Origin of the sequence: Vibrio sp. S9_S30 (genome assembly GCF_014694455.1) — a bacterium.
Classification (GTDB): domain Bacteria; phylum Pseudomonadota; class Gammaproteobacteria; order Enterobacterales; family Vibrionaceae; genus Vibrio.
On sequence record NZ_JAAUWT010000013.1, the window covers coordinates 12555 to 26388 of the forward strand.

The 13834-nt window shown below is 46.3% G+C and carries 10 protein-coding genes; all 10 read right to left on the bottom strand.

All coding sequences use genetic code 11. The features are described from left to right. Nucleotides 1-8: 8 nt before the first annotated feature. A complete protein-coding gene (gene rpsF / locus HC752_RS15745) occupies nt 9-398 on the bottom strand; it encodes a 30S ribosomal protein S6 (protein ID WP_190336123.1) in 390 nt (129 codons plus the stop codon). A gap of 237 nt (nt 399-635) precedes the next feature. Further along, nucleotides 636-1427 (bottom strand): DUF1338 domain-containing protein, encoded by a 792-nt coding sequence (locus tag HC752_RS15750; protein ID WP_190336124.1) that lies wholly within the window; start codon nt 1425-1427, stop codon nt 636-638. A gap of 143 nt (nt 1428-1570) precedes the next feature. Beyond that, nucleotides 1571-3031 (bottom strand): succinylglutamate-semialdehyde dehydrogenase, encoded by a 1461-nt coding sequence (astD, locus tag HC752_RS15755; protein WP_190336125.1) that lies wholly within the window; start codon nt 3029-3031, stop codon nt 1571-1573. Between the two features lie 27 nt (nt 3032-3058). Continuing rightward, nucleotides 3059-4078 (bottom strand): arginine N-succinyltransferase, encoded by a 1020-nt coding sequence (gene astA, locus HC752_RS15760; RefSeq protein WP_190336126.1) that lies wholly within the window; start codon nt 4076-4078, stop codon nt 3059-3061. Between the two features lie 94 nt (nt 4079-4172). Further along, nucleotides 4173-5384 carry an aspartate aminotransferase family protein gene (locus tag HC752_RS15765; RefSeq protein ID WP_190336127.1) on the bottom strand — a complete coding sequence of 404 codons (1212 nt, stop codon included), beginning with the start codon at nt 5382-5384 and terminating at the stop codon, nt 4173-4175. 349 nt (nt 5385-5733) lie between these two features. Then, on the bottom strand, nt 5734-6312 hold the full coding sequence (locus HC752_RS15770; RefSeq protein WP_190336128.1) for an aminodeoxychorismate/anthranilate synthase component II: 579 nt from the start codon (nt 6310-6312) through the stop codon (nt 5734-5736). A gap of 211 nt (nt 6313-6523) precedes the next feature. After that, nucleotides 6524-8164, bottom strand: a complete 1641-nt coding sequence (locus HC752_RS15775) for a chitinase (protein WP_190336129.1) — start codon at nt 8162-8164, stop codon at nt 6524-6526. A gap of 291 nt (nt 8165-8455) precedes the next feature. Continuing rightward, nucleotides 8456-10252 (bottom strand): HEAT repeat domain-containing protein, encoded by a 1797-nt coding sequence (locus HC752_RS15780; RefSeq protein WP_190336130.1) that lies wholly within the window; start codon nt 10250-10252, stop codon nt 8456-8458. Between the two features lie 21 nt (nt 10253-10273). Continuing rightward, a complete protein-coding gene (locus HC752_RS15785) occupies nt 10274-12658 on the bottom strand; it encodes a hypothetical protein (protein WP_190336131.1) in 2385 nt (794 codons plus the stop codon). A gap of 8 nt (nt 12659-12666) precedes the next feature. After that, on the bottom strand, nt 12667-13800 hold the full coding sequence (locus HC752_RS15790) for a hypothetical protein (RefSeq protein WP_190336132.1): 1134 nt from the start codon (nt 13798-13800) through the stop codon (nt 12667-12669). Nucleotides 13801-13834: the final 34 nt, after the last annotated feature.

Genomic DNA, 13834 nt, shown 5'->3' on the forward strand with positions numbered 1-13834 from the left:
ACAATGAATTACTCAGCAGCTGCTTCTGGTTGAACTTCTGTACGCTCTTCACGACGAGGAGCACGCTCTGCACGCTCTTCTTTTTGCTTAAGCATAATAGATTGTTCAGTCACAGCACCTTTAGTGCGCATGATCATGTTACGTAGAACTGCATCGTTAAAACGGAAAGCAGTTTCTAGCTCGTCAATCACTTCTTGACCAGCTTCAACGTTCATAAGAACGTAGTGAGCTTTATGAAGCTTGTTGATTGGGTAAGCCATTTGACGACGACCCCAGTCTTCTAGACGGTGGATAGTACCGCCAGCTTCAGTGATAGAACTAGTGTAACGCTCGATCATGCCAGCAGTTTGCTCGCTTTGATCAGGGTGAACCATGAATACGATTTCGTAATGACGCATTTGGTTGCTCCTTACGGATTATTAGCTTCCACGAGTGGCTCGGTCGTCCAGAGGAAGCAAGGAACTAAAGAAAAATGACCGAGTTTTAAGGATGGCAAATAGTATAGAAAAACACCGACAAGAGCAAGAGGTATTTAAGGCGTGATAAGAGATATCTGTAAGACACAACTTTGTCTCCCCAAAAGGCATCGAAAACGTTGCCGATGCCTTAATAATCCTAGGTTGTTCAATGAATGTTTAGCGGTCTGTACTTTCAAAAATCTTATCAGCAGAAGCGGCAACAAAACCAGGGTAGAGGAGTCCATTTTCCATCGGATAGCGTTTAGCGAATTCATAAAAGCCTCCCGGAACGACTTCCGCACCTTCTACGAAATCTACGGGAACTTTATCCGCCATAGTGGAAGATTGCTCTAACAATACGTCGGGGGATCCTTTCACTTCGCCACCAAATTCATTAATGGTAAAGCCTGAATCTCTAAGATGACGGTTCACATCAATGACGTCTTTAAATTGATTTAGCTGGTTCACGCTAACGGTAAAGTGGTTAGCACCATAGCCGTGCGCGGCTAACCATGCGGCATATTCACTTTCTAACGCCAACTCTCGATAGTCGGTATGATGGATGTCCCACAACCGACCGCCATGCAGAAATACGCTGCTCTCTAGTTGAGTTTCATCCACTTGCTCCACCAATCTCGCAACAATATCTTGTAACTTGGGAGAACATTTGCCGACTTCCAGTTCACTAATAAATACTTTGGGCTGTTTAGGATCTGGATGTTCAAAATGCTTTGCCACCAGCTTTTTGGATTCAAATACATAGTCGCCCGCCTCCCTGTACCCTAATTCCAAAAAAGGTTTGGCTAAGGTTGCAATACCCAATGGCGCCACACCAAACGTTCTTAGCGCAATATGATCATTGATGAGTGCTTCATCTTCTTGCAGCAAATCATGAACCTTGTGAGCAGAAGGGCACAGGCGGGTAATGTAATCGTTCCAAAGTGAAGCAAACAAATTATCTGGCGACATAATAGCGCCTCCTTGTGAAGTCTACTGAGACGAGTAGGAGCTTAAGATCTGTGACAGAGTTTCAATGAATTTCCCTCTTCACACAGGCGTCAAGTTCGTTTAGGGCTACCGTATCGATAGCCCCAATGCATTTTCTTGGTCTTTTACAGCTCGACACCTGGACTTAAAGTGGCGGGCAATACGGTTTCTTTCCCTTCCATTGAAGCCATCGGATAAGCACAGTAATCTGCTGCGTAGTAAGCGCTTGGTCGAAGGTTGCCAGAAGCACCCGGTCCGCCGAATGGCGCGTCACCGCTTGCACCTGTAAGCTGACAGTTCCGATTGACAATCCCTGCGCGAATGTGTTCAACAAAGTAGTCCCAATCGCTGTCCATGGTAGAAACCAAGCCAGCGGATAAGCCAAATCGAGTATCGTTCGCCATCTCAACCGCCGACTCTAGACCTTCGTAACGGACCACTTGTAAGAGCGGGCCGAAGTATTCTTCATCTGGCAGATCAACAATTGGGGTGACATCGATGATGCCCGGTGTAACAAACGCTTCACCTTTCGATTCCGCTTCTATCAAGCTGATGCCACCGAGGCTTTGCAGGTGAGACTGTGCACTTAAAATGCCTTCCGCTGCGGGAACCGAGATTTGTGGTCCCATAAAGGGAGCGGGATCAGCAAAAGGTTCATCAACTCGGATGTTCGCCGTTGCAGACACCAGCTTATCAACCAATTGATCGCCGCGTTCGCCGACTGGTACGTACAAGCGACGTGCACAGGTGCAGCGTTGCCCCCCACTGATAAACGCCGACTGAATGATGGTGTAGACCGTCGCATCAATATCTCCGAATTGCTCGGCGATCACCATAGGGTTATTCCCCCCCATTTCCAAAGCCAGCATTTTATCGGGCTGACCTGCAAACTGACGATGAAGTACATGACCCGTATTCGCGCTACCAGTAAATAATACGCCATCGATGTGCTTGGAATTGGCTAGTGCGATCCCCGTCTCTTTCGCACCTTGTACCAAGTTAATGACGCCATCAGGCAAACCTGCCTTTTGCCAAAGTTTCATCGCAAATTCACCCGTCCAAGGGGTTTGCTCAGACGGTTTGAAAACCACCGTGTTCCCAGACAACAAGGCGGGCACGATATGTCCATTAGGTAAATGACCAGGGAAGTTGTAAGGACCAAACACCGCCATCACACCCAGAGGACGATGTCGAAGGACAAATTGATTGCCCGCGGCTTCTCTTTGCGCTTCGCCCGTACGCTCGTGATAAGCGCGAATGGAAATGGCAATTTTTCCAGCCATAGCGCCCGCTTCTGTGCGTGTTTCCCAAATCGGTTTACCCGTTTCTTTCGCGATGATGGTGGCGATGTCTTCGCTGTTTTCTTTTACCAACTCAGCGAATTTCAGCACGACAGCTTCGCGCTCAACAAAAGGTCGTTTCTTCCACTGTAGAAAGGCGGCGCGAGCGGCACTGACTGCCGATTCAACCTGCTCTTTCGTTGCGCCTTTGCCTTGCCAAATCGTTTCACCATTATAAGGGCTGGTTGACGTCAATTCTTCACCTAAACCGTCTACCCAAGATCCATTTATCCAGTGCGTGCTCATACTGCTTTTCCTTATTTCATGTTCACGTTACTGTGCGAGCAAACGCACGTATTCGCCGTCTTTGACTTCCAATGCATTGGCAATACTTTCCGCCAATAAAACGGTGTCCGACGCTTTGTCGTATGCTGCTGTGCCTGCCACGGCTCTAAAATTCTCAAATGATGAATTACACATCAGATATTGTTGAGCACTGGAATGCGCTTGAACACTCACTTTGGCTCGAAACGATCGACGCACCGATTCGATATTGCGTAAGTCACACTCTACCGATGGACCAGCGTCAAAGATGTCGACATAACCACGACATGAGAATCCTTCTTGCTCCAATAAACGCAGCGCTGGGCGAGTGTTGTCATGCACTTTACCAATGACGGCTTGCGCTTCTGGCGACAGCAAATTGATGTAGATTGGTAGCTTAGGCATAAGGTCGGCAATAAAGCCTTTCTTACCTATCCCTGTAAGATAATCCGCCATGGTAAATTCGATGGAGAAAAAGTGCTCTTGCAGCCATTTCCAAAATGGTGAGTTACCGTCCTCATCCGATACTCCGCGCATTTCGGCAAAGACGGTTTTAGAAAACCGATGGGGGTGCTCCGCCATCATAAGAAAACGGCACTTAGACATCAGACGCCCATTCAGCCCTTTACGGTACTGAGGACGCAAAAATAAGGTGCAAATCTCGCTGCAACCCGTGTAGTTATTGCCAAACGTCAGCAATTTCACCACGTTATTCACACCAAGTTTGGGGGATGAGTGCACCACTTTACTGATGTGATAGGTATAAAACGGTACATCCCAACCAATCGAGGCTTCAATACCCGTTGTCCCTGCTACTTCTCCGGTTTCGCTATCCATCCCAACCATTAAGTACCCTTCATCTCCGGGTTCCTTAACATCAGATTTATCAAAGCTGTATACAGAGTGGGCTATTCGATTAGTCAGTAATTCTTCATTCACAGGAAGAGAAGTAAATCCATGTCCTGATTCGACGGCACACGTATGCAGTGCCTCATAATCTTGTTTTGTAATCGGACGAACTACAAGCATCACAACTCCCTCCAGATGCTATGGTCAGACCCCGTTCGAAGTGAAAAGGTCGGGCGATGAACACCCGACCTTTACTCGAATCGAGCGACCTAACCTAAACTAAGCTCGCGATGGCTTTTTCCAGTCGTGCTAATCCTTCTTCGATGTCTTCTTTTGAAATCACTAAAGATGGTGTAAATCGAACGACATTGGCACCGGCAACCAGAACCATCAGCCCTTCATGCCCTGCTGCGACTAGCACATCACGAGCGCGACCTTGCCACTCTTCGCTCAGCGCTGCACCAAGCAACAATCCTTTACCACGAACTTCAGAGAAAATCGGGTACTTATTGTTAATTCTAGTCAAACCTTCACGGAAGAGTGCTTCACGTTCTTTTACCCCTGCTAAAACGTCTGGCTGACTGACCACGTCCACCACCGCTTCTGCCACGGCACAAGCCAGCGGATTACCACCGTAGGTGGAACCGTGAGTACCGACTTTCATGTGATTAGACAATTCTGTCGTTGTGAGCATGGCACCAATAGGGAAGCCGCCACCCAGTGATTTTGCCGTGCTCAGAATGTCTGGTGTAATGCCAAGACCTTGGTAGGCGTAAAAATCCCCTGTGCGTCCATTTCCCGTCTGCACTTCATCGAAAATAAGCAATACGCTGTGCTTATCACATAGTGTGCGAACCGCTTGCACAAATTCAGGGGTTGGCGAAATGATCCCGCCCTCGCCTTGCAATGGTTCCATCATAATGGCGCAGGTACGCTCTGAAATGTGCGCTTCCAGCGCTTCTACGTCGTTATAAGGCAGGTGAGTAATACCTCCCGGTTTCGGACCGAACCCATCAGAATAGGCGGCTTGTCCCCCCACCGTGACGGTGAAAAAGGTGCGGCCGTGGAAACCCTGTTTGAATGCGATGATTTCCGATTTGTCTTCACCATGCGTATCCACTGCCCAGCGACGCGCTAATTTCAATGCAGCCTCGTTCGCTTCCGCGCCGGAGTTTGCAAAGAACACTTTCTCTGCAAAACTGACCTCGGTGAGCTTTTTCGCAAGACGAAGGGCTGGCTCGTTGGTCATCACATTGCTGAGGTGCCAAATTTTGTTCGCTTGCTCTGTTAATGCCGAAACCATAGCCGGATGACAATGCCCTAAGCAGCTCACAGCAATACCACCAGCAAAGTCGATGTATTCTTTGCCAGCTTGGTCCCATACTCTGGCCCCCTCTCCTCGAACTGGGATAATATCCATCGGGTTATAACAAGGTACCATTACGTCGTTAAACCAACTGCGTTCTACTTTATTTTCCATTGTCATCACATACTCCATTTCGATCCCAATGTAATCCGCATTAGTAGGCTCAAATACCTTGTGGTATTTTCTACTGCTCAAACATTGTATTTACATTAATTTAACTATTTCAATAGTGATTTGTTCTTTTTACTGAGTAAGTAACACGCCACCATACCTCTCGCATGATTATTTATGCACAAGCGAACCGCTTTTATGAAGCAATTTATACTTATGGGCAAAATAAGCTGAGGTTAACCATATATAGATAGTAGGGTTAGACAAATAAGAGAATCGTATGGCGAATAGTTTTGCATTGACTGCGGATAGAAAAATAAATCAGACAAATGTTCGGAAAAGTGACCCTAAGCAGGGTTTAGCGGCGCAAAAAGTTCGCGAGTAACTCGTGACCTTGTTCCGTTTTGATGGATTCGGGGTGAAATTGAACCCCTTCAATCGGCAATGTCTTATGTTGAAAGCCCATAATTTCATCAAACTCCCCATCCAAAGACTGTGTCCACGCTGTAATGTCAAAGCAGTCGGGTAGGCTTTCCGTTTCCACCACGAGCGAGTGATAACGTGTCACGGTGAGTGGCAAATTCAACTGCTCAAACAACCCCATATTAGCATGCTGAATGGACGACGTTTTGCCATGCATCACCCTTTTAGCTCGAACCACATTGCCACCAAAAGCTTGGGCGATAGCTTGATGTCCAAGACACACGCCTAAAATAGGTAACTTGCCTGCAAAATGCTCGATTGCACTCAAAGAAATACCAGCTTCGTTTGGCGTACAAGGACCGGGGGAGATAACCAAATGCGATGGTGCTAGCCACTCGATTTCATCCAATGTGATTTCATCATTACGCACCACTTTTACATCAGCCCCTAACTCACAGAAGTACTGATAAAGGTTATAGGTAAAAGAGTCGTAATTATCGATGATTAACAGCATAAGGAACGTCGTTTACATGGATGATTGGCTTTGTAACTTAAGGGCGGTATTGTGCAGCAGAGGCGATGAAAGGCAAGTGAAAATTGTTCATAAAATGAAATTCAAAGTATTCAAGCTGTAAAGAGACATTAACAGTTCTCAATCACCGCTATGATCTTCTGAGATAAAAAAGCCTCAGCAACCGCTGAGGCTTAACACGATTTCAATGCGATTACTTACAAGGAATCTCGTCCCAGAAATAGCCAGATTCCTTTGGTGTTTCCCACTCCCTCGGGGAATTTTGCGCAATAAAGCATTTGCCCGCGTGCGTCACTTTGTCGCCATTCGCAACCTGACTTACACCGTCTTCCCACTGAATAAACCCATCTTGATTGACCGGAGACGATGTTGACGATGTTGCTGTTCCGTCAAACATTACCCAAGAACCGCCTAGCTCAGGATCCTGACCTCGTGTCCAGTTTTTCGCTTGGTACACCACACCATTACGTGCCGCTTTGTCGCCGACATTGTATACCTTAGTGGCATCCCAACCAGCCACACCATCAACAGAAGGCTCAGCCTCCGCTCCTGGTTCGACAGGAATCGGCTTATCTGTTACTCGAATTTGAGGCCACATCGCATGCGAACCATAGAGATTCGTTACGCACTTTTCGTAGTCGCCCGGTACAAGTGCTGAGTAAGCTGTTTGGTAAGGAACGAGTTTACATTCAAATGAAAAACCACCTGGACGGTCTTTGTAGTGTACCCAGTTGCCATCCCAGTTGGTATACAACACGTCTGTCGCGCCCGTCAGATTCAAGCTACCAAACGGGGTTTGCTGGTAACAGGTGCTCTTTTCGTCGGCTTCAATTGGAATTTGATAGTGTGCAGCTAAACCTTCCCAATAGCTGATACGGTTAACTGGCTGACCTTTGTTTTTATTGTGTTCGCCACACTCAATACCGCCGTTGATAACGTTGATGGTTGTACCAAAACCGTAACCGATGCCAGCATCGATCTCGCGTTGCGACGGCTTCCATGTACGGTCGATAACATGAAGCATTGCAGGCTTAGGAGCCTGTGGCGTTAGGAAGAACCAAATCGCAGAAGCAAGGTTTAACCATGAATCGGCTACTAGAGCTGGGTTTTTCAGCAATACTGTCGCATCACCGTCAAACATCACCTCGGAGAATGCGCCATAGTTAAAGTGGTAAGAAAGTTGTTTAGCACCACGACCAAAATATCCTTGCCCCACTTCACATGGCCAACGTGCATTTTGCCAATCATTTTGTCCACAACCCGTTGTGTAACCTTCTTGACCTTCTTTCCAGCCCACCTCTCTAACGTAAAATAGCGCTTGTCGCCACTCTTCTAAACCAAGAGGGTTATCGGAAACATTTTGGATTTTAATGTGACCACCTGTTTCTTGAGCAAAGTGTGCAAATGCCGTTACGATGGATTTCTTACAAATCGCATCCGAATCTCGACCGTCTGTGTATTCACCACAGAACGCAGAGAATTTACCAATCGCGCGTAAAAAGCGAGTATATGTGTATTCCGGAGCCGCCATTTGCGTTAAGAAATCCCACTCTTCTTGCGGGAACACGCGCTCTACACGCTTAACGTTTTCAGGGTTGCTTGCTAGCCCCGGAAGAATCGCTTCAACAATGGTATTTGGACGCGTCTCCAATGCTTTAGACCAGATGTCATACATTGGATCCATTGTCAGTGAATCTTCAACCGCTTGAATATCGGCACGGGAGATGATGTAGCCATTAGAATTGGTAGGATCCGGTTGGATGTTCATTGCTGCAAAGGCATTTGCCGACAATAAACCGCCAATTAATACAGAAAGATAACGTTTGGTCTTCATTGTTATTCCTCTCGCTTCATAAAATGTAGGGGATTAACAGAATGATAAGTCACCACTTGGGGTTTACAGCAGTGAAATGTATAAGTAAAATCCATTATTTAGAGTCACTTCCACCATATGAAAACCGCATACCAGCTTGCTACATTGTAATTGGGTAACCTATCAAGAAATTCACCCCCTCACACAACACTTCGTTGCATATCACCAGATCACATTACTGAACCTTTGCCTCAATAAAAAAACAGAAGCTCAATCGCTTCCGTTTCCAGTCGGGTAACGTCAGCCGAAACGCTAGCTTTTTATCTGCTCCAGCACACTTTCCCCGTAGTTTTTTAAACTAGTGATACCAATGGTGGGCACATATTCCTCAAGGACAGCAATCGCCTCTGGGTATTGGGTGGACATATTACCAAGGAGATCCATAAGCTGCTTAATCACTTGCTGGTTCGTTTCCTCAAAAAGTCTTTCCCTATAGACACGAATGAACGCTTTCTGAGAAGTGGTATACCCCAACCCAGACGATGCCAGTTCCCGAACTCTTTCGTCTTCATCTTTCAATGAATCCAGCAATACGGATTGAGCTTCAGGGGTGTTGACGAACCGAAGGGCGTTCACCGCAGCATGCCTAACTGATTTTTCTTGGTGACTGAGATAGGCTTTGACCTTTTCTGTTTGCTTAGGGGAACCAATATTCCCTATCACACTTAAACTGTCTGCAATCTGGCTTGCATCCGTTGCTGCATCCAATTCCAAACTCAGTTTTTGGTAAATTTCATCCCCTCTTTCTTGATCTGCATCCAGAAGGTGGTTAGCCATACTGCCTAGCACCAACTTTGCTTGAACTTGGTCTTCTCTTTTGTAAAGGGAGCCCGCCATGGCTGTTACAGCAGCAACGCTTGCTTCGGTTGGGTGTGCCAAAAAGGCCATTTTAAGCATAATCGCTTGCTGCTTAGATACTGAAGACGTGTCGAGCACTCTCAATAAGATGTCTTGCGCTTCAGGCGTACCAATGTTCACCAATAATGCACTCAGCATCTGAAATGAAGGGTGATTTGACTGGTATAAACGCAGCCAACTTTCTATTTGATTTAACTCACTCGGGTTGAGTGATACCCACGCCCGAAGCTCAAAAAACAATTTAGACAGCGACTGGTTTCCCATCGAAGGCGTGGAACGCAGCCGACCACTAAAACCATTAGGGTCGGTATTCGCCAACGTATTTGCATACATCTGCTGCTTCAACGCTTGCTTTTGATGCTCCCCAGACAGCGTATCCTCAATCACGCGCCCTAAAAGCTCGGGGTTAGAAAGCCCTGTTTCAGACTTCGAGACAAAATGCAGAGTCAACTGCATATTTTCTTTCGCCATCAAACGATTGGCAGAGAATGTGCTTCTTTCTCGGTGGGTTTCTATTTTTTCAATACGCTCAAACAACCGATTGATTGTGATGTCCGTTGTTTGATCCATACGAACTTGAGGGTTTGTCGGAATGAATTGCTTCGTCAGCATCATGTCAACTGAGGGGATAGAACGTGCAACAATCGAATAAGACACGTCATAGAGTGACGTAAAGTCTTCCTCTTGAGTTTGCCAACGCGCCTTGCCTCGGTTAGACATCGACACCTGAAATTGACTCATCCACTCTTTCAGAACTTGCCCATATTCCAAATAGTATTGCTCTTGAAACTGCAATTCTGACAGTTGACCCGCTCTATTCAAGTTGCCTTTGACCACAATATCGCTTGGCCAAACCCAATGGGTGTCTTCATTCAAGCTGGCTTTGAACGATTCAGCGTCAAACGTAAATTCAAGCTGGTACCCAGAAACCGTCTCTTCCAGCACATGAATGTTCATTTTTCCTTTGAATTCATAATGAACATTCACTTGTGCCGCAATCAGGTTGGCGGTGTCGGCGTACCCTGATGCATGCCCAGACGCCTCACTGACGTACTCTAACTGGTAGGTATAAGTTTCACCTGGCTCATAACGAATCTGATATGCCTCTTCGGTGCCTTTTACGTACCCCAGAAAAATCAAAGCAACCAATGCCGCGAACACAGCAAAATACAGCGTTACCTTTTTAGTCATTGTCTACCAACCTGGCCGTTTTTAGTGTAAGAATCCATGTAAGCTTCGCAGCACATTTGAATTGTCGATTTCTCCTGAAGGCTCAGCTTCTGCACCTACCACACTCTCAGCAAATGCTGGGTTTGCAGCGTATGCTGGCGAGCTAACCACATCCATTCGCCAATCCGCAGAGTTTCGCAACATCACATTTTGACTGCGCGATTGCACCACGTTGTTGTCTATCGTCGCCGCTAACCAAGATTCGTATTGAGCTAGGTTTTTCTCCGCAGCTTCGGCGTTCAGCCGCAAAGCGGTTCGTTTTTGTGGAACCAATGTGGCAGAAGCACTTTCAAGCTCCTCTTTCAGTTTGGCAAACGTATTTTGGACCCTGACTTGTGTTTTCGTACTGTAATCATTCAAGGCTGTATGCCTTTGATAAAGACTCACTTGCCCTTTTAAAGCCGCGGCTTCTTGTCGGTCGGTTTGATCGATCAAAGAACCGGTCATATGCACCCCATGATACCCATACACCAACTGCCAGTTCATGATGGATTTAGACCATGAATAACCGCTGTAATGGTATAAGTTCTTCGATTTACGCTTGGATCGAATGCAAGGGTAAGGGATTTTAATGAAGCCAATTTTCTTTTTACAGATCTTAATCCAAGGGTATTCCACATAGGCACTAATGCCACCGCTCATGGCTCTGACTATGGCATCCGATGTCAGCCCCAATTTGAGGTATGGCTCACCAGATGCCGCAAAAAACACACCCGCCTTCCCTCTAAGGGGAGCTGAGAAATTAAGCACATCAATGGTTCCTCGGACGCCTGCCGACAACACTTTCTTAATGCCGACAGCACCTTCGCCAAACGCTCCGGCTTTCGCCATTGGTTGTAGCTCGGCGTAAACCTGTGTCAGGTAAAGCCCCCAATTCAACTTCGCATTGGCACTGGCATACACACCAACAGAAACGTAAACCGGAATAGGACCTATCGCAAATTGTTGTGTGTAATCATAGGAATAACTGTAACCGTCTCCATTTCCGAGCAGATCTATACTGTCTTTGATGATGCCATCGTTTTTTAGCCAGTGTCTCTTGTACAGCTGCATGCCAAGAACCTGAATATCCACATTGCCTTCTAGCTTTTGCGGTCCCGCTTCGGCTTGGGCGTATGCACCGATCGCATTGTTCTCTTTGTTAAAGATATACACATCGGCTCGCCCGACGGCTATCGCCCATTGAACCTCTTCTGACCCTCTAATTTCGTAGTAGGCAGAGGCTTTTGTTCCTACCACACTGCGCTTCCCAAGATCAAAACCAACCCAATCTTTACGCTTTTTGAGCACAAGATCGTCTCTTGTGGGCGGCTTAAACGAGTCATTGAAGCTGATGGTGGGAAGATCAGGAATATCCCAGCTATCGGGCACGGCCAACCCTAAATCTTCAATCGTTTGTTTAATGAATTCGGGAGAAGGTAATGTCAATTTTATGTTCAACCCATCCAGCTCCAAAAACTCGGAGCCCCACTCCATCGCTTTAACTAAAGGCGACCAAGTCAGAATACTATCGATGGCTGGCATATCGAAACCGATACTCACCAACGCTTGATTGATCCTGTCTTCAATGTATGAAATCACTGCCTGAGCAGTACCACTCCCAGTACCACCGCCCACGGAAGCAATCAATTGTTCAACGTCGACTTCAGTAACACCGTTCACCGTTTTCATTGGTAAACCCATGGCTTCATAAATGCTGTAGCCTAATGCACACAATATCTTGTTGGTGTTGTTTGCCGCACGAATGTACTCATCAAACTTAGCCAAATCACCCGATTTTAAGCGCAGGGGCTTATCGGTGAATTCACTGACTTTGTCATCCACCTTGTCGGCAATATGCCCATTGATTTTTTCCACGATTCTATCGACATTGATTTGCGGACACATGCCTGGGTCGATGGCGTCTAGTCGGCGCATGAGCTCGCGTTGCGCATACACTTCTAATGCATCCAGAAGCCGTTTTTGCATCATTTCTGGGTCATTAAACAGCTCGTAAATATCGACAGGCAGTTGCTCAAAAGAGTCATCCCTCATGCTATAACCATATGGGGTAATCTGCGCTTCTAGCTTATTCGCCATGCCAATGTATTCGTTAATTTCAATCCGTTCTGGCTCAGCTTGAGAAACAATATCCAGCAGCAGATACGTTTTCCCACTTTGAACGTCGAGCTCTAGTGCATCACTGGGATCTTCTTGCGCCAACGCCCTAATTTCGCTTTCGGTAAACGGGATAAACTCTTTTGGCGTTCTGTCACCTAGAATCAATTTTATGATTTCTTGCCCTGGCGACTCACCCGCATTTTGCGCGTACACGTTCACCGAGCTAAACATGGAAAACAGAATCAGTGCACCAAGTAATTTTTTCATTAAGGGAATCATTGCGTCACCTCCGAGAAAGGTGCTTGAGGAACACGAGAAAGCTGCGCATGCAGATAACGCTGCTGATCAATCGTCATTTTTTGAATGGCGGTGCGGTCTAAACCGATAAGCGTTTTTAATAATGCACAATTGTATTTACGGTAATTATCCGCCACCTTACATCTTGGTGCGTATGTGGATGCAGTACGGCGATAGACATCATACAAGGTGATGTAATTTCGAAGCTTACTGACCTCTAGTGCACGTTTCGCATCCTGATATTTTGTGTCCATGAATCTCAAGCTCGGTTGCTTCAGCGACAAATCCAATGGACTCTTGACAATGCGACTTCTATCTAACTGATATTTCTTTTCAAACTCAGTGAAATAGGCGTCGGCTAAAAACCAATCTCTTCGCGCTTGGGATGACACTAAAGCGGCGTATTGAGACGCGCGATCAACGGGCTCTGACACTAAGGCTTCAACGGCAAACAACTGCTTTAAATGAGTGAGCGATTGAACCAATTCAGGAAACTCTAGCTTTGACAGGTTGATAATGGACTGCAAAACATCACTGCTCAGCAACAGAGCACTTTCGATTCTTTGCATTTTATCGCTGGTGAAATTGTGATGTATCTCTTCAAACGCACCACGAGTCATCACGACATTACTGTTCAATGCGGGAATCGCGGCACTGAATTCTTGAACATAGTTTTCAGGGTATTTGGGTATGTTAGTCAGCAGGCTCATCCCTCGAAGGGCACGTTGGCGGATAATGGTCGCTTCATCCATCGAACGATATAACCCCGTAAGCAATGACGACATTTTGCTTTTAAATGCACTAGCATCCGATTTCGCCAATGTCTGATAATCGCTTAGTTGACGGCGAAGTTCATTCATTTGATTCATCCACGAATTATGGTTGGTATACCAAACTTCTACGCGGTCCGCTACGCCATACTGTCCAAGGTAATGTTCGTCTCTAGCCAATTTGTATTGGCTTAATGACTGCAGTAATTCGTCTATTCGATAATTAATTTGATTGAGTGACTTCTGCTGATTATCTAATTGCTCGGAGGTAATATTCGACGCACTAACATTACTCTGAAATAAAGCCAATAGCAGGGCGACTCCAACTAGCCTAACTTTCATGTTATACCCAGTAAGAAATGATTTATAAGAAATA